We start from the raw sequence: 19,352 nt of genomic DNA on the forward strand, positions 1-19,352 counted from the left end.
ACGACGGTAGAGCCTCCTGCCCGGAACGCCTGATCGGGAGGATCGATGTCGTCGAGGACAGCCCCAACAGACTACGAGGTCGTGCAGAACGCCGAGCCGCACCCGGCTCGCACGGCCGCCATCCTCAGAGCCCACCCGGAGGTGCGCAAGCTGTTCGGGCGCACCCCGGCCACCGCGCTGTTCGTGCCCATCATCCTGGTGATGCAGTTCGGCACGGCGTGGATGGTGAAGGACCAGCCGTGGTGGGTCATCGTCCTGGCGGCGTACACGCTGGGCGCCATCGTCAACAACACCTGCTACGTCATCATCCACGAGGCCACGCACAGCCTCATCTTCAAGGGCCGCATGGGCAACCTGCTGGCGGCCATCGGGGCGGATCTGGTGCACGTCATCCCCTCGGCGGTGACGTTCACGCGCTTCCACCTGGTGCACCACCGGCACCAGGGCGAGTTCGACCTGGACGCGGACCTGCCCTCGCACGCCGAGGCGAAGCTGGTGGGCAACAGCACCCTCATGAAGGCGCTGTGGGTCACCTTCTTCCCGCTGATGCAGGCGCTGCGCATGCCGCGCTTCTCCAAGCTGGTCAGCTTCTGGGAGCCGTGGACGGTGGTGAACGCGCTGGCGGTGTTCGCGGTGGACGCGGCCGTGTTGTTCCTGATGGGGCCCTGGGCGTTCCTCTACATCGTCCTGAGCATCTTCTTCTCCATCGGCCTGCACCCGCTGGGCGGCCGGCTCATCCAGGAGCACTTCATCGTGGCCCACCCGCAGGAGACGTACTCCTACTATGGGCCGTGGAACCTCACCGCGCTGAACGTGGGCTACCACAACGAGCACCATGACTTCTCCGCGGTGCCGTGGAACAAGCTGCCGCAGGTGCGCGCGCTGGCGCCCGAGCACTACGACACGCTGGTGTGGCACCGCTCGTGGACGGGGCTGCTGGTGAAGTTCATCTTTGATCCGTCGCTGAGCCTCTACAGCCGCATCACCCGCCCCGGTCCGCAGAAGCGCAAGGTGCTCACGGGCGGCGTGGGCCGCGTGCCGGACTCGGTGGAGTCGCTGCAGAAGCCGCCTTCCGCCGTCGACTCGGCCGCCTGAGTGCTGCGATAGTCTCGCGCCTCAACACCACTGGAGAGGAACTCGATGGGTCTTGCAGAGAAGCGCGCAGTGGCGGCTTACCAGAAGGACAAGTGGCCGACGTGGCAGCAGAAGCTGAACGCCATCACTGGCTTTGAGCCCACCTACGAGATCGCGTGGGATCAGCTGGCCAAGGAGGGCTACTCGGCCGAGTACCCCACCATGTTCGACTACAACTTCTTCGAGCCCTTGGAGATCGCGCTGAAGTCGATCTGCCAGGACGACCTGGGCAAGGACGCCCTCAAGGAGAAGATCAAGAAGGTCTCCATCACCAGCACCCGGAGCTGGTGCTCGCTGGAGGTCAAGATCGAGGGCGACACGCTCAAGCTCGACGCGGATCCTTCCTATGAGCGCTCGAACGGGAGCGTGACCTCCTACGCGGACAAGATGCGCCTGGCGCTCGAGGCCGCGCTGTAGCTCCGGACTCAGCCCCGGTTCGGCTCTTGGGAGACCGGGAGCCGGACCATGCGGTCCATCAAGTGCTCAAGGGCCTTCGCTGGGTCCTCGCACAGCCCCGAGTGGAACGGGGACGTCTGAATCACGGTGCTGCGCGGCGCGATGAGCCAGTGCCACCGCTCCTTCTGAGGCAGCTGCCCAATGGGCCCCGCGGTCCGGCCTCCCGCGCAGATGCGGGGAATGGCCTCCAGGTGGGCTCTCACGCCTTCCACATCCACCTCGGGCGCGAGCGCGAGAAGGCGCCGCTCGTCCAGCTCCACCTGGGCTCCGAGGAAGCGGTGGGTGAGGCAGTAGAGGATGACGCCCGCGTTGATGAACTCGCCGCGCTCCACGCGCGGCACGACGCGGATGATGGCGTAATCAAAAGAGCTGGGCGCGGGCACGCTCCGCCTCCTCGATGAACTTCGGGGCCGCCTCGAGCCGCCCGCGCAGCCACGCCAGGTACGCCTCGCGGTGGGCCTGCGGGGTGGAGAAGGCCTCCTCGTTGCCCAGCCACGCGTCGGGGATGAGCGCCACCGTGCGCTCCAGCACCTCGGGCGTCAGCCGGGTGCGCAGCGTGGCCTCCGTCGCGCGCAGCGCCGTGGCCCAGCGCAGCAGCACATGGTCCTTGATGGGAGCGAAGGCCGTCCCCGCGCGCTCCAGGTACCCGTCCCACGAGTGGTGGAAGTACATGGACGCGCCGTGGTCGATGAGCCAGAGCGCCTTGTGCCAGTGCAGCATGTTGGGGTTCTTCGGGGTCCGGTCCACGTTCGTCACGTAGGCATCGAAGCAGACGATCTCCGAGGCCTCCTGAGCGGAGGGCGGCGGGCCGGCGACCGGGTCGAACGTGATGGAGCCCGGCAGGTAGTCCATCGCCAGGTTCAGCCCTCCGCTGGCCTTGATGAGGTCACGGATCTCTCCGTCCGGCTCGGCGCGGCCCAGCACGGGGTCCAGGTGCATGAACACAAGCTCCGGGACGCGCAGGCCCATGGCACGGGCCAGTTCGCCCGCCACCAGCTCGGCGATGAGCACCTTGAGCCCCTGCCCCGCGCCTCGGAACTTCAGCACGTACAGCCCGGAGTCCTCCGCTTCGACGATGGCGGGCATCGAGCCCCCCTCGCGCAGCGGCGTCACGTACCTGGTCGCCGTCACCGTCCTCATGGTCCCGCACTTATCACGGCACCGCGCGTGCACCTTGAGTCCTGAAACTGGAAACAAGTAAGACGCGCTGAACCTGAATAATCGGAGGCGCCCATGCGGATGCCCAGGACGGCGGTACTGGCGTTGCTCGTCACCCTCGCGTTCACCCCCGCGGCCCTGGCGGGCCAGAGCGCCTCGAAGCGCTGGGCGGCGAGCCGCGGCGACTTCACCGCGTGGCAGCTCAGCGGCGCGAGCCGTGCGGCGGATGGCTCGCTGCAGTTGCTGCCGGGCCAGTCGTGGGCGGGGACGGATCCGTATGGGCCCGGCGGCTTCGCGGGCGGCACGTACTACAACGGCGGCTCGTTCGTGCAGGGCGAGGTGACCAGCCCCATCGTCACGCCGTCCTTCGGCTTCCGGCAGGCCATTGCCTCGTGGGAGGCGCGCACGCCTCCGGGCACCTGGGTGGAGAGCTTCATCCGCGTGCAGGTGTCTGGCACCTGGACGAAGTGGTACAGCCTGGGCGTGTGGGCGGCGGATGGCTCGGCGGTGCAGCGGCACTCGGCCACCTCGCAGTCGGACAGCGTGGCGTACGTGGCCACGGACACACTTGTCGTCACGGCGAAGAAGGCCTCGGCCACGGCGTGGCAGGTGAAGGTGCGGCTCTTCAGCGCCGATGGTGTGGCGACGCCGAGCCTGGATGCCAGCGCTGTGACGGTGTCTCTGGCGCCAGACCGGCCCTCCTCGTTCCCTCCGGGCAGCTCCACGCGCTGGAACACGGTGCTCGCGGTGCCACAGTGCTCGCAGATGGTGTACCCGGACGGCGGCGAGGTCTGGTGCAGCCCCACGTCCACGGCCATGGTGCTGCGATACTGGGTCGGCGAGTCCACGACCACCTGCGAGCCGCACGTGCGCGCGGCCGTGAGCGGCGTCCATGACTGGTACTACGACGGGCACGGCAACTGGCCGTTCAACACGGCGTATGCGGCGGCCCAGGGGCTCCAGGCGCATGTGTCTCGCTTCACGAGCTTCTCGCAGCTGGAGCCGTGGATCTCCGCGGGCGTCCCCGCCATCCTCAGCGTTGCCTGGCGCAGCGGTGAGCTGACGGGCGCGCCCATCTCCTCCACGGCGGGTCACCTCATCGTGCTCGTGGGCTTCGATGCGGCGGGCAACCCCGTGGTGAATGATCCGGCGGGCGCCAGCAACACCGCCGTGCGCCGGACGTACCTGCGCTCGCAGCTAGAGCCGCTGTGGCAGAACGCTTCGGCGGGCACCGCGTATCTCATCTATCCCCAGGGCTGGACGGTGCCCGCCCTGTGAGCGGTGCGTCCCACACCTTCTCGTTCGCCTCGATCCTGGCAGCGCCTCCCGAGAAGGTGTGGGCTCGCGTGAGCACCTTGTCGGGCGTGAACGCGGAGATGGCGCCCTGGTTCCGGATGACCGGGCCCCAGGGCGTCGATCACCTCGAGCCCGGGCAGCTCGCGCTGGGCCAGCGGCTCTTCCGGTCGTGGCTGCTGCTCTTCGGGGTGCTGCCGCTGGACTACGACGACCTCACCTTCGTGCGGTTCGAGCCGGGCAAGGGCTTCCTGGAGCGCTCGCGGATGATCTCCGCGAAGGTGTGGGAGCACGAGCGAACACTTGAGCCCCACCCCGAGGGCACGCTGCTCACCGATCGCATCCGCTTCGAGCCGCGCCTGCCCCTGCCCGGGCTCCGAGGGCTGTACAGCAGCGTGTTCCGCCACCGCCACGCGCAGCTGCGGCGGCACTTCGGCGGGCGGCTCGCGAGCTGAGGGTTCGGAGCCCCGCTCTTACTGAAAGACAGGCACACTGCGGGTACGCCCGGTCCTCACGGCGCAGAGCGCCATGCTTCCGCTCGTGCTGGACAGCCGCGAGTGAAGCAGGCACCGTGCCCGCCCTCGCGCCGTGCTGCCGTGGCGCGAGGGACACCCCTGTCACTTCGACTCGGAGGAAGCCTTGCCCCTGTCGCTCTTGGCGGCGCTGGCGCTCACCGCCGCCCCCGCTGCCTCTCCCCGCCCCTATACCGTCCAGGACCAGGTGACGATGCGCCGGCTCAGCGAGCCGCGCGTCTCGCCGGATGGCCAGCGCATCACCTTCGTGCTGCGCACCACGGACATGGAAGCCAACCGCGGCCGCACGGACCTGTGGCTCGCGAACGCGGACGGCTCCGGAGCCCGCCAGCTCACCTCGCACCCGGACAGCGACACCCAGCCGGTGTGGGCACCGGATGGCCGCAGCCTCTTCTTCCTGTCCTCGCGCGGTGGTTCCTCGCAGGTGTGGCGCCTGCCCATCGACGGTGGCGAGCCCCAGCAGGTGACGAAGCTCCCGCTGGACGTGAATGCGTTCGCCCTGTCGCGCGATGGCTCCAAGCTCGCCGTGGCGCTGGAGGTGTTCCCCGACTGCGCCACCCTGGAGTGCACTCCGCAGCGCGCCGAGGCGAAGGCCAAGAACAAGAGCTCGGGCCGCGTCTACGACAAGCTGTTCGTCCGGCATTGGGACGCATGGAAGGACGGGACCCGCTCGCACCTGTTCGTGGTTCCCGTGGCCGGCGGCACCCCCGTAGACGTGACGAAGGGCATGGACGCGGATGCTCCGAGCAAGCCCTTCGGCGGCGCGGAGGAGTTCACCTTCACGCCGGACGGCAAGGGCGTGGTCTTCACCGCCCGGGACGTGGGCCGTCAAGAGTCGTGGAGCACGGATCTGGATCTGTTCCTCGCCTCGGCGGATGGGCAGGGCCAGCCGCGCAAGCTCACGGTGAGCAACCGCGCCACGGACACCTCGCCGGTGTTTAGCCCCGATGGGAAGACGCTGGCGTACCTCGCCATGGAGCGCCCGGGTTACGAGGCGGACCGCCTGCGCGTCATCGTGCGCTCGTGGCCCGAGGGCAAGGAGCGCGTGCTCACGGAGAAGTGGGACCGCTCGGCGGACGGGCTCTCGTGGAGCACGGACGGCCAGACGCTGTTCACCTCCGCGTACAGCAATGGCCAGCACCCCGCGTTCGCCATCGATGTCGCGAGCGGACAGGTGCGCCAGCTGACGCAGCAGGGCCACGCCTCGGATGTGCAGCAGGCGGGGGGCCGCATCGTCTACGGCTTCGACACGCTGAAGACACCTGCGGACCTGTTCTCCAGCAACGCGGACGGCTCGGATGCGCGCCAGCTCACACGGGTGAACCAGGAGGCGCTGGCCTCCATCCGCTTCGGCGACTACGAGCCCTTCACCTTCGCCGGGTGGAACGGGGAGCAGGTGTACGGCTACGTGGTGAAGCCGGTCGACTTCGATGCGAAGAAGAAGTACCCGGTGGCGCTCCTCATCCATGGTGGGCCGCAGGGGAGCTTCAGCGACCACTTCCACTACCGCTGGAACCCGCAGGCGTTCGCGGCGCGCGGCTACGCGGTGGTGAGCATCGACTTCCACGGGTCGACGGGCTACGGGCAGGCGTTCACGGATTCGATCCGGGATGACTGGGGCGGCAAGCCGCTGGAGGACCTGCAGAAGGGGCTGGCGGCGGCGATCTCTCGCTACAGCTTCCTGCACCCGGAGCGGGTGTGCGCGCTGGGGGCCAGCTATGGCGGGTACATGATCAACTGGATCGCCGGGAACTGGCCGGACCGCTTCAAGTGCCTGGTGAACCACGACGGCATTCTCGACGAGCGCATGGCGTACTTCGACACGGAGGAGCTGTGGTTCCCCGAGTGGGAGCACAAGGGCACGCCGTGGGAGAACCCGGAGGCGTACGAGAAGCACAACCCGGTGGCGCACGTGGGCAAGTGGAAGACGCCGATGCTGGTGGTGGAGGGCGGCAAGGACTTCCGGGTGGTGGAGACGCAGGCGCTGGGGACGTTCAACGCGCTCCAGCGGCGCGGCATCCCGTCCAAATTCCTCTACTTCCCGGACGAGAACCACTGGGTGGTGAAGCCGGCCAACAGCGTGCTGTGGCACGAGACGGTGTTCAGCTGGCTGGACCAGTGGACCAAGCCGGGCGCCGCGGCTCCCTCAGTCAAGGGCTCGCCTTAGTCCCGTGTCACGCCTGCTTTCTCTGGCATTGCTGATGCTGCTGTCCACCGCGCTGGTGGGCGGCAGTTGTGACGAGCCGGAGGCGGTGGGCCTCGAAGAGCTGCAGCGGGACGTTCCTCCGCCCTTCGATTACGCGCTGTACTGCGACGTCCACGGGAAGCTCGTGGGCGATCGCTCCGCTGTGCTGCTCGTGCACCGCGCCGAACACCTCGAGCGTGTGTATGCCGACGCACAGGCGGGAGACCGTCGCGCCCAGGCCCTCTTCCGCCAGCTGGAGGCCGTCCTCCAGCGCACCGGAGCGGAGCTGGCGGACCGTTCGCTGGGATTCACCTGTAACTCCCTGCCAGCCTGCGTGGTGGCCTGGCACCAGCTGGACGCGTTCATGCCTTCGCGCGGCGCGGGAGGCATGCGCCTGCGGCAGGTGATGGCGGACAGCTTTGTTTGCGCGCGAGGCCAAGCTCAAGCACGTGCGCAACACCGTCATCTCCGCGGCGCTCGACGTGCTGCTGGTGGGCACGGTGCTCAAAACGGGCGCTACGGGTACGGCTGGGGTGGCGGCGGGCACGGCAGAAGCCTCGGCAGGCACCGTGGAGGCGGGGAGACTGGCGCTGGCTGGGGTGGAGACACGTCTGGCGGAGGAGGAGCTGCCAGCGCTGGAAGCCCGGATGGTCGAGGCCGAGGCGCTGGAGGTGGGCCCTCGATACCCCGCCCGCCTGGAAGCATTGACACGCTACCGGCCTTCGGGCGCCCAGCCACCCTCGGGAGTGGAAGCCGACCATCCCCGGTGGACCAGCTACGTGGCCTACTGGGAGCGGCGCTACGAGGAGCTCGCGGGCACCCGACCTCTGTCACAGGGGCAAGTTGCGGTGAAGCCTCCTCTGACGTGGGACGCCTATTCGTCCCTACTCGGAAGGTTCCAACGCTCGCTGGAGTTTCAGCGCAGCGCGTCGCGCATGCTTCAGCAGGCTCGCGAACCTGGCAGCCCTCGGGAGTGGGTGCCCGACATGAAGCAGCCGCTGGCCGCAGAGAACACGGGCCTGAAGCATGAAGGCAGCGACCTTGTCACCTACGCGGATGCTCTGGTCGTGGACGACGCCTCACTAGGCTCGGGCACTCGGCCGAATGTTCAAACCTTCAGCATGAAGCAGCGCGACTTCGCCGCCATGAGCGAAGGCGACGCCTTCAAGCAAGCACAGATTGATGCCTTTGAAGCACAGACGAAAGACGGGGGAACCGTCGAAGTGCGCAGGCGTGGCCATCCTCTCTTCGGAAAGAAAGTGGTCGTGACCCGAGTGCACCTCGTTTATGACGGGAAGGATCTCTCGCTCTCCATCAAGAACGCCCTCTTGAGAGGAGCGCGCAGCCAAAAGGTTGAACTCCACCTCCATGTCCCCTGAAGAGTGGACCCAATCTGACGATTTCGTCCTTGAACTCATCTCGCCCATTGATCCGCTGTCGCGCGGCTTTGCGGGGCTCGAGCCCCTTCTGGACGTTATTGAATCGCTGGACGAAGCGCTTCGCCCGGACACGATGCACTTCATGCGCGGGCGCCGGACTCTGCAGTACTCGCGCCAGATGCTGCGCAAGCGGTTCCAAGACACTCACGGTATTGACACGGTCAACATCCTGTTTGGCCGTTCTCGGCCTCCTGAGATCATTCTCGACCTCATGGGCAGAACCAGCGAGGAGGAGGTCACCTGCAGCTTCCATCTGGTGGTGAAGCCTTTCTCCTTCGTCTGCGAGCCCAGCCGCGCAAATCATCATGCTGAGCATTTCGTCTCCCTCGTACGCGCTTTGGCTTCCTGCATGCCTCTGTTTCACGGCGTGGCTCACAGCCGCACCGATTTCTGGCTGAGCAGCGACCCTCGCGCGAAGAACCCCCTCGCTGCACCTCGTGTCCAAGAGGCCTTCTGGCTCAACGTCTATGGTCCCCAGATGGTGGAAGAGCTTGGCCGCGAGCGCGTGCTCTCCACGCCGTGCGCTCACATAGAGGAACTTCCCCACGGCGCCGTCCTCATGCTCACGCGCCCCACCCCTGTGGACTTCGCCTCGGAAGAGGCCCGGCTCGCCCAGGCCCGTGCCCTGGTCCACCTCCGCCCGGAGCTCTCGCTGGACTCCACCCTGGCTGCCCTCCGCCAGCGCTCCCTCGAGTTCACCCCCGTCCCCATCCACTTCGATCCAGATGTGGCCGACATCCTGCTCAAGAAGATCCATTTCGAAGGCGTGGCCGGTGGAATGCGCAAGCACGTCGAGCACTTCAACCAGTACCACCCTCCTCCTGTCTCCGAGTGGATTCCCGCCTCCCAGGCCCCAGCGCCGGACGTGGACAACGTCCCCGCTGCCATCGAGCAATACGACGGCCTCTATGCCGAGCAGCTCATGGCCCTTTTCCACGAAAAGGTCCCCGAAGTGATGGACGTCTCCCAGGAGGCGCTTCCCCTCCTCGACTGGCACCTGTGGAACTCGCGCTGGGGTAAGGACATCACCCATGAGCAGCGGGAGATTCTCGTCCCCGCCCTGGGCGGCTGGCTCGGCCGCTACTTGGTGAACTGGCTCGGCGGACGGTGGGTCCCTCGCCGCAAGTTGGAGGAAGCCGCCGTCATCGTCGGCGACAAGGCCTGGCTGCCCTTCCTCCGCGCGCGCCACGCCCTTAACGGGCTGGATGCTCCACTCGATTACTCCTGCACCCAGTTCTTCCGCGCGGCACAGCGCAGCGCTCACCCGCAGGCGCACTGAAGCACCTGCCTCCGTGAGCTCCTCCCGTGCTGGCGCTCACTTCGTGGGTGGAGGCGTCTCCCCAGGTGCCGTGGCCGGCGCTGCAGCCGTGGCCCCACCCGGTGCGTCCACCTTGAAGCCCGCTCGCTCCAGCATGGCCCGCATCTCGGAGCGCGCCACCGACTTGCTCAGCGCCTCGTTCGGCTCGATGACCTTCTTCTTCACCAAGTCGAGCAGCGAGTCGTTCAGCGTCACCATCCCCTGCCCGCGCGACGTCTGCATCACCGAGGGAATCTGGAACGTCTTCCCCTCGCGGATCAGGTTCGACACCGAGCCCGTGCACAGCAGCACTTCCTGCGCCGCCACCCGCCCGCCGCCGATGCGCTTGCACAACGTCTGGGCAACGACGGCCTTGAGCGACTCGGAGAGCATCATCCGGATCTGCGGCTGACGATCCGCCGGGAACTGGTCGATGATGCGGTCCACCGTGGACGCCGCCGTGTTCGTGTGCAGCGTCCCGAACACCAGGTGCCCCGTCTCCGCCGTCTCGATGGCCGTGGCGATCGTCTCCAGGTCCCGCATCTCGCCCACCAGCACCACGTCCGGATCCTCGCGCAGCGCCGCCCTCAGCGCGTTCTTGAACGAGGCCGTGTGCACCCCCACCTCGCGCTGGTGCACCAGGCAGCTCTTGTTCTTGTGGACGAACTCGATCGGGTCCTCCACCGTGATGATGTGGTCCTCACGGTGGCGGTTCACGTAGTCGATCAGCGCCGCCAGCGTCGTGGACTTGCCGCTCCCCGTCGGCCCCGTCACCAGCACCAGCCCCTTCGTCAGGAAGCACAGGTCCAGCACGTGCCGCGGCAGGCCGATCTCCTCCGCCGTGCGGATCTTGTTGGGGATCTGCCGCAGCACCGCGGCAATGCCCCTCCGATCCTCGAAGATGTTCACGCGGAAGCGCGCCGCCGACGTCTCGTAGGCAAAGTCCGTGTCGCGCAGTTCCTCCCACTGCCTCCGGTTCTTGTCCGGAGCGATGCTGAAGAGCATCGCCTGGAGCTTCTCGTGGGTGATGACGCCGTAGTCCTCGATGGCCACCATGTCGCCGTCGATGCGCATGTGCGGCAGCGTCTCGCTCGTCAGGTGCAGGTCCGAGGCCTCACGCTCCAGCATCTCCTTCATCAGCGCGAGCATCTGCGCCTCAGCCGCGCGCCGGTGGTCCTGGGCCTCCTCGACGGAGACGGCGGGCGCGGCGGGCGTCAGCACGGGAGCCGCTGCGGCAGCCACGGGCACCGGGGCCTGAGTCACAGGAGCCGCAGGGGCAACCTGGACAGGCGGAGTGACCGGAGTGGGCGGCACCGGAGCGACCGGTGTAGCGGGAGCCACGGGAGCCGCAGCCGGTGCGGCGGCCACAGGCACCGGAGGAAGCGTCGAAGGCGCTGCGGGAGCGGCCGGCGCCGTTGAAGCAGCAGGCGCGGAGATAGGAGCGGCTGGAAGGGGAATCGGCGGGAGGGTGGTCGGCCCCGCCGGTGCGGCGGGCGCAGCCACAGTGGCGGTGGGTGCAGGCACCGGCGCGGTGGTGACCGGTGGCGCCGGAGTGATCGGAGCGGCCGGAAGGGGAATCGGCGGGAGGGTGGTCGGCCCCGCCGAAGCAGCAGGAGCGGCCGCTGCAGGAACAGGAACCGGCGGGTGCGTCGCAGGCCCTGCATGCGCTACCGGAGCGGCCACAGCGGTGACAGGAACTGGCGAGCGCGTCTCGGGCACGGCAGCGATTGGAGCCGCCGCAGCCACAGCGGGAGCAGGAACCGGAACCGGTGGATGCGTCGCAGATCCCGCGGGAGCAACAGCAGCAGGAACCGGAACCGGCGGATGCGTCGCAGGTCCAGCAGGAGCCACCAGAGCGGCCGTGGCAGGAACCGGAACCGGCGCGTGAGTCGCAGGTCCAGCAGGAGCCACCGGAGCGGCCGTGGCAGGAACCGGAACCGGCGGATGCGTCGCAGGTCCAGCAGGAGCCACCGGAGCGGCCGTGGCGGGAACAGGGACCGACGGATGCGCTGCAGGTCCTGCGGGAGCCACCGGAGCGGCGGCGGGAACAGGAATCGGCGCGTGAGTCGCAGGTCCCGCTGCACCAGGAGCCGCCGCAGCCGGAGCAGGAACCGGCGCGTGAGTCGCAGGCCCCGCATGCGCGATAGGCGTAGCGGGAAGAGGAATGGGCGGGAGGGTGGACGGTCCCCGCTGAGCGGCCGGAGCCGCTGGCACAGCGGCAGGCGCGGCAGCCGTCGGCACCGGAGGCATCGTGAGAGGCCGCGCGGGAGCGACACGCGCGGGAGCAGCCGCCACCACCGGAGCCGCAGGAGTCTCCGCGAAGGCATTCGAAGGAATCGGCGCGGGCGTCACCGCCACCGGAGCGGAAGATGCGGCCGCGGCGTTCGGCACCTGCGCGTAGACGACCGCGGGCGCCGGGGGCTCTAGCTCGAGCGGGGGCGTTGCCGGCGCCTCCTGCGCGATCGTTCCTGGGTCGACAGCCCGGGCCGCCAGCTCGAGCATCTCGTACGGCGAGGCCAGCTCGAACTTCTCCTCCTCCGCGGGCGCCGGAAGCTGCGTGAAGGGCACCATCGACACCTTCACATGGCCCTGCACGTGCTCCAGCGTCACCTGCACCTGGCCCGCCGGCGCGGCATACGGGAACGCGAGCGTGCCCTCCGGCGGGAAGCCGGAACGCCGCTCCGCGGGCAGCAGTTCCCCAATCGCGCTGAGTATCTGCGGAGTGGTGAGGTTCTGCTTCAGCACCGGTAGGAGCCCGTTGGGGGTGCGCATGTTCACACCGCCCCCGGTCTCGATCTGCAGTTCCTGACCGGAGTCCTTGAAGAGCTTTTCGATGATGGGGTCGAGCCTGGCCATGGCTTCGCTCGATGTAGCACGAGAGCGACAACCCCTCCCAGTCCACGCCGAGGTAGCGTCCTCCCTCCCACACCACGAGGACACGCCAAAATTACAGACCGGTTAATCCCGGAATGCCTGCCTGCTCCCAGTCTGAAGTCCGAGCGCTCCCTGCTCAGCGCGACGCAGTGCGCGAGGCCAGCTCGCGCTCCACGAAGAGCCGGAGGATGTGCAGAAAGTCCTGCGCGTTGGTGACGACGCCGAAGGCCTGGTGCGTCCCGCGGTCCTTCAGCTTGCTCACCACGAATTCGGACGAGTCCACGCAAATGGTCGCCAGTTCTCTCAGCGAGCCGTCGGTCTCGGTGCAGAACGAGGGCAGCATGTTCCCCGTGGCAATCGCGTGCAGCGCCGTGGCGATCATCACCGCCATCGTCGCCTTCACCGTGTGGCGCCGCATCGCGTCCTGCGCCGCCAGGTTGTCCGTCACCACGTCCGGCAGCGGCCCGTCATCGCGAATCGAGCCCGTCAGCACGAACGGCACCCCGTGCACCACGCACGCGTGCATGATGCCGTCCTGGATGAGCCCTCGCTCCACCGCCTTCGCGATGGAGCCCGCCCCGCGCACCTGGTTGATGGCGCGCATGTGCAGGCCGTGGCCGCCCGAGGTCGCCTCGCCCGCCCCGCTCATGCCCAGCGTGGTGCCGAAGATGGACGCTTCGATGTCATGCACCGCCACCGCATTGCCCGCCAGCAGCGCCTTCACGAACCCGTTGGCGACGAACCACGTCATGTCCGCCCGCGCCCGCGAGTGCACCAGCGCCGGCCCCGTCACCCACACCGGATAGCCCCCGCGCTCGCGCTCCTCCACCAGCAGCCGGGCCATGCGCGCGTAGTCGATGGGCTTCTCGCGCGACACCTCGCTCGTCATGAACTTGAACTCGCCCTCCGCGCCCCCCGCCAGCCACGAGGCGTGCACGTAGACGCCCTGGCTCCCGTCCTCCGCCTGCCCCATCGCCACCCGCTCGCCCTGGCGCACCCGCCGCCCCTCCCGCGTCCACAGCTCCCCGTTCGCGTCCAGCACCAGCGCGCAGTCCATCCGAGGCTCGCGCGGCATGCGCCAGCGCCCTCCCACTCGCACGTAGGTGGGCAGGTTCGTCGTGGAGAAGAAGCCCTCGGGCAGGACACCATCGGCCGGCGCGGGCTCGAAGCGCGCGTCCGGGGCTCGCGCGAAGCGCTCGGCGCTGAAGTCAGGGTGCGGAATCGTCGTGCTCACCCCGCCACCATGGACGGACGCCCCACCCGGTTCAAGCACACTGGCCAACCCCCGGGACTTCCAGGAGAAACTCCGCCTGGAAACTCCCGGGAAAATGGCCCCGCAACTTCCGCCCGCCGCTTGGGTTCATGAGGCCAGAGACGCTGCCGGCACCGCCGGCAAGAACCCAAGGATGACAACCATGATGAAGACCTTCTCTCTGGCAGTGGCGGTGGTGGTGGGCGTGATGATGGCGGCTCCGGCCGAGGCGGCTCGCGCGGACCGGCGGCAGGTGAAGCAGCAGGCGCGCATCGTCCAGGGCGTGAACAGTGGCGAGCTGACGAAGCGAGAGGCCGCGCGGCTCGAGGTGCAGCACCTGGCCGTGAAGCGCGAGGTCCACCAGGCCCGCGCCGATGACGGCCACATCGACGCCGCCGAGCGCGCGAAGATCGAGCGCCACCAGGACCGGCTCAACCGCCGCATCTACGTCCAGAAGCACGACGGCCAGTCGCGCTGAGCCTGCCTCGCCGACTCTCCGACACTCCCTGGCGGGGGAGCGAGCAACGGCCGGGACCGGACGCTACAATGGGTCCTGATCGTGGAACGCACCCGCCAGGCCCCTCCGGCCTCCTCCGACGAGAGCGAGGCTGTCTCCCTCCCCTCTGTCGAGGGAGAGGAGGCCGCCGTCTCCCGTGCCGAGCGCCCGAGGGTCTCCGTCCCGGAGGACCTGCCACCACTGGCCACGCTGGTGGAGGAGGTTCGCGCTCCAGGCGCTGGCCGCGCCGAGGTCGACGCGCTGCTCGCGGGCCTCTCCCAGCCGCTGCCCCCCGAGCACTCCCCGCGTGAGCGCGCCGACCTGCTCCTGTCAGTCATCGGAGACGAGGTGATCGCCACCTATACGGGCTCGGACGGCGGCACGGTGCGCGGGGCCGCGATCCAGGCATTGATCGCGCTCGGCTATCCCTATGCCCTGGAAGTCCCTCCCGAAGCGCTGGAGGCCTTCTCCCGCGAGAAGGGAGCCCTGGACAGCCTCTCCGCCGGCACGAGCGGGTCCGGGTTCGGGCTCGTCATCCTGGCCGCCGTGGCGCAGGCCGCCTATGTGGGCTACGCGCTCCTGGCGGAAGGGCTCCCCACATTCACGGCGGGGGCCGCCCTCGCCATCATCTTCGCCACCACGCTGCTCCCCGCCCTCCTGGCCATGGGGGGGCAGCGAACGGGCTCCAGCGGCCTCAAGAAGGTGGGCACCGTCTGGCTGAAGATCGTCTCCTGCCTCTGGGCCGCCGTCGGCCTCCTGTCCCTGGGCAGCCTGGCGTTCGCCCTGATTCCCCTCATCCTGGCGGCCCTCATCTACTGCGGTGCCCGGTTCATGGACTCGCCGGACGAGCGCTGACGCTCCCGGGACTCCATCCCACCCCCGTCTTTCCGGGCACTTCCACACCCGCACCTCAATTCTCGGGAAATGTGGGGAAAAATAATCTGGATACGCAACTTGTGGGACTCAGGTTTCGAGAATCCTGGCAAATCTTCCAGCCGCTCTCGGAGCCCGCCCCATGAACTACCGCATTCAGTCTGGCGACACCCTCTCTCGGATTGCTCGCAACTACGGCACCTCCGTCAGCGCGCTGATGAAGGCCAATCCGCAGATCCAGGACGCCAACAAGATTTACTCCGGGCGCTCGCTGAACATCCCCGGGTCGCGTGACGAGTTCATCCCCAGCAGCGGCCGTCCGGGCTCCGCGGGCCGTCCTTCCGCTCCCTCGCAGGCGGGTGGCGCCACGGGCCCCTCGGCTCCGTCGGAGGGCACGCGCGGCCCCGGTGGCAGCCCGTTCGACATCGCCCAGGCGAACCTGGGCAAGAACGCCGGCTCGCTGAAGATGGAGAAGAGCGGCGTGGGCGCGGACATGGAGGACTGGGTCCCGAACGACGTGAACTGCGCCAACTTCGTCTCCGCGTGCCTGGAGCAGGCCGGCCAGATCAAGGACAGCCAGCACAACAACTCGGTGTACGGCCTGCAGGGCAACCTGGACAAGGACCCGAACTTCAAGCGCGTCTCGCTGGCCGAGGCCAAGCCGGGCGACGTGGTGAGCATGAAGACGCCGGGCGGGCAGCATGTGGTGATGTTCGCGGGCATGAAGGATGGCAAGCCCCAGTTCATCGGTTCGAACAACGTGAACCCGGACGGCTCCCAGAAGATCACCATCTCGTCGATGAACTACCCCATCATGTCGATCCACCAGTATCGTGGCTGAGACAGTCTGAAATATCCGGTTGGAGCCTTCATCCCCCACTTCAGCCGTCCATCACGGGGCACCCGTCTCATCCCAGCGGGCGCCCCGTGTCATTTGCGGGGTAGGGCTACTGGGGCGGGGCCCAGGACAGCCCGTAGAAGCCCAGCGTCGTGTCGAGCACCGAGCGCAGTTCGCCGATACTCCACGGGCGGGCCAGGGTGAAGTGGCTCACGGAGCCTCGCCGCAGGGAGGAGGCCTGCGCCCGCTCCAGCACACTCGAGAGCAGGATGCGGGGGCCCTCGTAGGCGTGGTCCACCAGCCGGGCCAGGAACCACGGGGCGCCGAGCGCATCGCTCAAGTCCAGATCCACGATGATGGCCGCGATCGCAGGGCGCGCCGAGAGCTGACGCACGGCGGAGGCGAAAGTGGTGGCGTTGAGCAGCTCGAAATCCCGAGCCAGCTCGCGGGCCACGGCGTTACGCACTGCGGCGGCCTCCGCGACGATGAGGACCACGGGCAGCAGGTCCGACACGGGCCGTTCGAGAGGCGTGGCGTGCGGCGAGGGTGTGCCCTGGAGCCACGGCGCGGGCAGAGCCACACTGTCCTGCACGAGCGGCCGGCGGCGGAGCGTGGGGCGCTCCGTGCTCAGGGCGTGACGGACGGCGGCTTGGAGACCAGCACTGGAGAGGGGCAGTCTGGACACGCGAGCAGGGTACGCCTCGGCTCTTGCGTGAATCAATCGCGCGAAGCGCTTGCGTACATGCCCCGCGGGACGAGGCCTTCGTGCGGTAACGCCTACTCGGCCACGAGTGTCAGCTCGGTGATCTCTGGCGCAGGGCCCAGGCGCAGCGGAGGCCCCCAGTAGCCGGTGCCCCGGCTCGTGTACACGCGAACGCCAGCGATGTGCGCGAGTCCCCGGATCACGGGCTGCTGGAGCTTCACGAAGAACATGAAGGGGAACAGCTGCCCGCCGTGGGTGTGTCCGGAGAGCTGCAGATCCACTCCCAGGTTCTTGGCCAGGAAGGCCGTGCGCGGCTGGTGGGCCAGGAGCACGCGCGGCACGCCCTCGGGAGCGCCCGCCAGCGCCAAGTCCGGACGGCACGCGTGGGCCGGATCCATCCGCCCTCCCTCATGGTCCGTCACGCCTGCGACGACGAGCCGGGCCTCCGAGCGCTCCACCACACGGTGCTCGTTGTGCAGCACGGTGAGGCCCAGCCCGGAGACCTCGGCGGCCCAGGCGGCGCCTCCGTGGTAGTACTCGTGGTTGCCGGTGACGTAGTAGACGCCGAGCGGAGCGCGCAGCTCCGAGAGGGGCTTCACCTCCTCGCGCAGCGTGCGGACGCTGCCGTCCACCAGGTCTCCCGTCACCGCGATGATGTCCGGCTGCAAGGCGTTCACCTGCTCCACGACGCGCCGCAGGAAGTGCCGGTCGAGGGTGGGGCCGATGTGGATGTCGGAGATCTGCACCACGCGGACGCCGTGCAGCCCACTGCCGAGCTTCTTCACGGGGATCTTCAGCCGCTCGATGCGAGCCCGGCCGCGCGCAGTGAGGAAGGCGAAGGCGAGCGCTGGCAGCACCACGGCAAGGATGGCCACGGCCTTGCCCCGGGCGAGCGCCAGGGCCTCGGGCGCGGAGCCGAGCAGGTTCCAGAGGCCGACGACGAGGTCCGCCACGAGCACGGAGGGGAGAAGCAGGCCGAAGGTGCCCAGCCACAGCATGGAGGTCCAGTACAGCACCTGATTGAGCAGGGTGGGCCGGCGGCGGGACGCGATGAACCCCAGCGGGATGGAGAAGAAGAGCAGCCACAGGGCGGTCCAGCCAATCGCCGTCCACGGCTGTCCGAGGTTCGGCTCCGACAGCAGCCGGAGCCCGATGTAGCCGTGGAGGGCGCCCACGAGGCTCACGGCGAAGAGCATCGCTACGAGGCCGCGGATGACGAGCCCGATGGGAATCTGGCTCAGCGGGACTCCGTCCTGCTGCGGCTCGTGCTCCATGCGCTGGGAGGCCTGCGACATCGTTCGTTCGCTCCCCCGCGGCACCGGCTCTGCCGCTGGACTCGGAGCCCCCAGCATAACGGGCGAGCACAGGCGCCGCCCGACATCCGGCAGCCTGCTTTGGGTTCAGGCTTGCTCTCTTACCCTTCGTTTCTCCTCTGGATTCTCGCGGTAGGCTCGGGTGTTTGCTAGGAGCACACTCGTATGAGCCTGGACGTCCCATTCCTGCGCAGCTTCTTTCGAGCTGTCACCGATCGGCCCATCGAGTTCGATGATGGAGAGCCGTCTACCTACGTGCGGCTCTACGACTCGCCCGCGCTGGCACCACACGATCCAGTGGAGATGTTGGCTCGGCCCATCGAGTTCGCGCTCGGAAGCAGTGTCCAGCTCTTCTCTGGCTTCCGCGGCTCGGGCAAGAGCACGGAACTGCGCCGACTCCGCCAGCGGTTGCTCCAGCAGGGTTACAAGGTCGTCCTCTGCGACATTGAGGACTACCTCAACCTCTCGCAGAATGTGGACGTGAGCGACTTCCTCATGGCCCTGGCTGGAGCCTTTGGGGAAGGCCTGCGTGCACAAGGCTACCTGAGCGGCGATCCTGCCGAGGAGAACTACTGGGACCGGCTGGTCGTCTTCCTCAAGGACACGGAGATCCGCATTCCCGAGGTAGGCGCGGGCGGACTGCTCAAGGCCTCGCTCAAGAGCGATCCTTCATTCCGTCAGAAGCTTCAGGAGCGCATGGCAGGGCACCTGGGCGCGCTCGTTGAGAGCATCCGCACTTTTTTCTCCTCCTGCATCCAGCGCATCAAGAAGAAGTTCGGCCAAGACACCGAGGTCGTCCTCCTCGTCGACTCGATGGAGCACATCCGAGGAACCTCCACCAACGCCGTGGGCGTGCAGGACTCGGTGATCAACCTTTTCACAAGTCACAGCGACAAGCTCCAGTTCGCCGACCTGCATGTCGTCTACACCATCCCGCCCTACCTCAAGGTCCTGTACCAGAACCTCGGGACCCTCTACGCGCCGGGTGGTGTCTTCGTGCTTCCCACCCTCAAGATCCGCAACAAGGAGGGCTCCGAGGTCTTCCAGCCGGGTCTCGACCTCATGGAAAAGCTCATCTCCCGCCGGGGCGACTGGCGCAAGCTGCTGGGCGACAACCGCCAGACGCTCGATGAGATCAGCAAGCTCTCGGGTGGGCACCTGCGTGACTTTCTCCGTCTCTTCGCCGAGATCATCCGCCGTGCGGACAAGCTACCTGTACCGGATGCCACCCTCCAGGCTGCGATTTCCCAAGTCCGCTCCGAGTTCCTCCCTATTGCGGACAAGGACGCGATCTGGCTGTCGAAGATTGCCGCCACCCACAGCGTCGCTTTGCCTGACAACAAGGACCTGCACGATCTGGCGCGTTACCTCGATACCCATCTGGCGCTCTGCTACCGGAACGGTGACGAGTGGTATGACGTGCATCCTCTGGTGCGCGATGTGGTGCTGAATCAGGCGAAAGCCCTGACACCGGCTCCCGCCAAGCCGTAGCGAGGAGCGGAGGCAAG

At 68.0% G+C, this 19,352-nt stretch carries 17 protein-coding genes; 11 read left to right on the forward strand and 6 right to left on the reverse strand.

Annotated elements, in window-relative coordinates; translation table 11 throughout:
- The first annotated feature begins 45 nt into the window (after positions 1-45).
- Both DB31_RS16420 and DB31_RS16425 read left to right on the forward strand, forming a co-directional pair.
- Positions 46-1,095, forward strand: a complete 1,050-nt coding sequence (locus DB31_RS16420) for a fatty acid desaturase (protein ID WP_044188568.1) — start codon at positions 46-48, stop codon at positions 1,093-1,095.
- A 45-nt stretch (positions 1,096-1,140) separates the two neighbouring features.
- Positions 1,141-1,551, forward strand: coding sequence for a hypothetical protein (locus DB31_RS16425; RefSeq protein WP_052420006.1), 411 nt, complete (start codon positions 1,141-1,143; stop codon positions 1,549-1,551).
- A gap of 8 nt (positions 1,552-1,559) precedes the next feature.
- Here DB31_RS16425 and DB31_RS16430 read toward each other — a convergent pair whose 3' ends face one another.
- Both DB31_RS16430 and DB31_RS16435 read right to left on the reverse strand, forming a co-directional pair.
- Positions 1,560-1,973 (reverse strand): DUF3037 domain-containing protein, encoded by a 414-nt coding sequence (locus DB31_RS16430; protein ID WP_044188571.1) that lies wholly within the window; start codon positions 1,971-1,973, stop codon positions 1,560-1,562.
- The gene (locus tag DB31_RS16435) at positions 1,951-2,730 is read right to left on the reverse strand and encodes a HipA family kinase (protein WP_044188573.1); all 780 of its coding nucleotides are present in this window, start codon (positions 2,728-2,730) and stop codon (positions 1,951-1,953) included. The genes DB31_RS16430 and DB31_RS16435 overlap by 23 nt, the downstream gene beginning before the upstream one ends.
- A 93-nt stretch (positions 2,731-2,823) precedes the next feature.
- Between DB31_RS16435 and DB31_RS16440 the strand changes: the two genes are divergently transcribed.
- The 5 genes from DB31_RS16440 to DB31_RS16465 all read left to right on the forward strand — a co-directional run bounded on the left by DB31_RS16440 (position 2,824) and on the right by DB31_RS16465 (position 9,477).
- Complete coding sequence (locus DB31_RS16440) at positions 2,824-4,026, forward strand: peptidase C39 family protein (protein WP_052420007.1); 1,203 nt, start codon at positions 2,824-2,826, stop codon at positions 4,024-4,026.
- Positions 4,023-4,496 carry a hypothetical protein gene (locus DB31_RS16445; RefSeq protein ID WP_044188576.1) on the forward strand — a complete coding sequence of 158 codons (474 nt, stop codon included), beginning with the start codon at positions 4,023-4,025 and terminating at the stop codon, positions 4,494-4,496. Before DB31_RS16440 ends, DB31_RS16445 begins: the two co-directional genes overlap by 4 nt.
- A gap of 184 nt (positions 4,497-4,680) precedes the next feature.
- Positions 4,681-6,741: a S9 family peptidase gene (locus DB31_RS16450; protein ID WP_044188579.1), complete on the forward strand. Its 2,061-nt coding sequence runs from the start codon at positions 4,681-4,683 to the stop codon at positions 6,739-6,741.
- Between the two features lie 437 nt (positions 6,742-7,178).
- Complete coding sequence (locus DB31_RS16460) at positions 7,179-8,138, forward strand: hypothetical protein (protein WP_044188583.1); 960 nt, start codon at positions 7,179-7,181, stop codon at positions 8,136-8,138.
- Positions 8,139-8,547: 409 nt separating this feature from the next.
- On the forward strand, positions 8,548-9,477 hold the full coding sequence (locus DB31_RS16465; RefSeq protein WP_240486731.1) for a hypothetical protein: 930 nt from the start codon (positions 8,548-8,550) through the stop codon (positions 9,475-9,477).
- A 36-nt stretch (positions 9,478-9,513) separates the two neighbouring features.
- Here the strand turns inward: DB31_RS16465 and DB31_RS51250 are convergent, their stop codons facing one another.
- Together DB31_RS51250 and DB31_RS16480 are read right to left on the reverse strand one after the other, a co-directional pair.
- Positions 9,514-12,351, reverse strand: a complete 2,838-nt coding sequence (locus DB31_RS51250; protein ID WP_276203625.1) for a type IV pilus twitching motility protein PilT — start codon at positions 12,349-12,351, stop codon at positions 9,514-9,516.
- Positions 12,352-12,505: 154 nt separating this feature from the next.
- Positions 12,506-13,603 (reverse strand): putative NPN-dependent ornithine cyclodeaminase, encoded by a 1,098-nt coding sequence (locus DB31_RS16480; RefSeq protein ID WP_044188587.1) that lies wholly within the window; start codon positions 13,601-13,603, stop codon positions 12,506-12,508.
- Between the two features lie 181 nt (positions 13,604-13,784).
- Between DB31_RS16480 and DB31_RS16485 the strand changes: the two genes are divergently transcribed.
- The 3 genes from DB31_RS16485 to DB31_RS16495 all read left to right on the forward strand — a co-directional run bounded on the left by DB31_RS16485 (position 13,785) and on the right by DB31_RS16495 (position 15,831).
- On the forward strand, positions 13,785-14,099 hold the full coding sequence (locus DB31_RS16485) for a hypothetical protein (RefSeq protein WP_052420009.1): 315 nt from the start codon (positions 13,785-13,787) through the stop codon (positions 14,097-14,099).
- An 81-nt stretch (positions 14,100-14,180) separates the two neighbouring features.
- A complete protein-coding gene (locus DB31_RS16490) occupies positions 14,181-14,972 on the forward strand; it encodes a hypothetical protein (protein WP_052420010.1) in 792 nt (263 codons plus the stop codon).
- A gap of 160 nt (positions 14,973-15,132) precedes the next feature.
- Positions 15,133-15,831, forward strand: coding sequence for a LysM peptidoglycan-binding domain-containing protein (locus DB31_RS16495; RefSeq protein ID WP_044188588.1), 699 nt, complete (start codon positions 15,133-15,135; stop codon positions 15,829-15,831).
- A gap of 106 nt (positions 15,832-15,937) precedes the next feature.
- Here the strand turns inward: DB31_RS16495 and DB31_RS16500 are convergent, their stop codons facing one another.
- Both DB31_RS16500 and DB31_RS16505 read right to left on the reverse strand, forming a co-directional pair.
- Positions 15,938-16,513, reverse strand: coding sequence for a hypothetical protein (locus DB31_RS16500; RefSeq protein WP_044188590.1), 576 nt, complete (start codon positions 16,511-16,513; stop codon positions 15,938-15,940).
- Positions 16,514-16,605: 92 nt separating this feature from the next.
- Complete coding sequence (locus DB31_RS16505; protein ID WP_044188592.1) at positions 16,606-17,826, reverse strand: metallophosphoesterase; 1,221 nt, start codon at positions 17,824-17,826, stop codon at positions 16,606-16,608.
- 183 nt (positions 17,827-18,009) lie between these two features.
- Between DB31_RS16505 and DB31_RS16510 the strand changes: the two genes are divergently transcribed.
- Positions 18,010-19,335 carry a hypothetical protein gene (locus DB31_RS16510; protein ID WP_044188594.1) on the forward strand — a complete coding sequence of 442 codons (1,326 nt, stop codon included), beginning with the start codon at positions 18,010-18,012 and terminating at the stop codon, positions 19,333-19,335.
- Positions 19,336-19,352 lie beyond the last annotated feature (17 nt).

The sequence above is a fragment of the Hyalangium minutum genome (genome assembly GCF_000737315.1).
GTDB lineage: Bacteria > Myxococcota > Myxococcia > Myxococcales > Myxococcaceae > Hyalangium > Hyalangium minutum.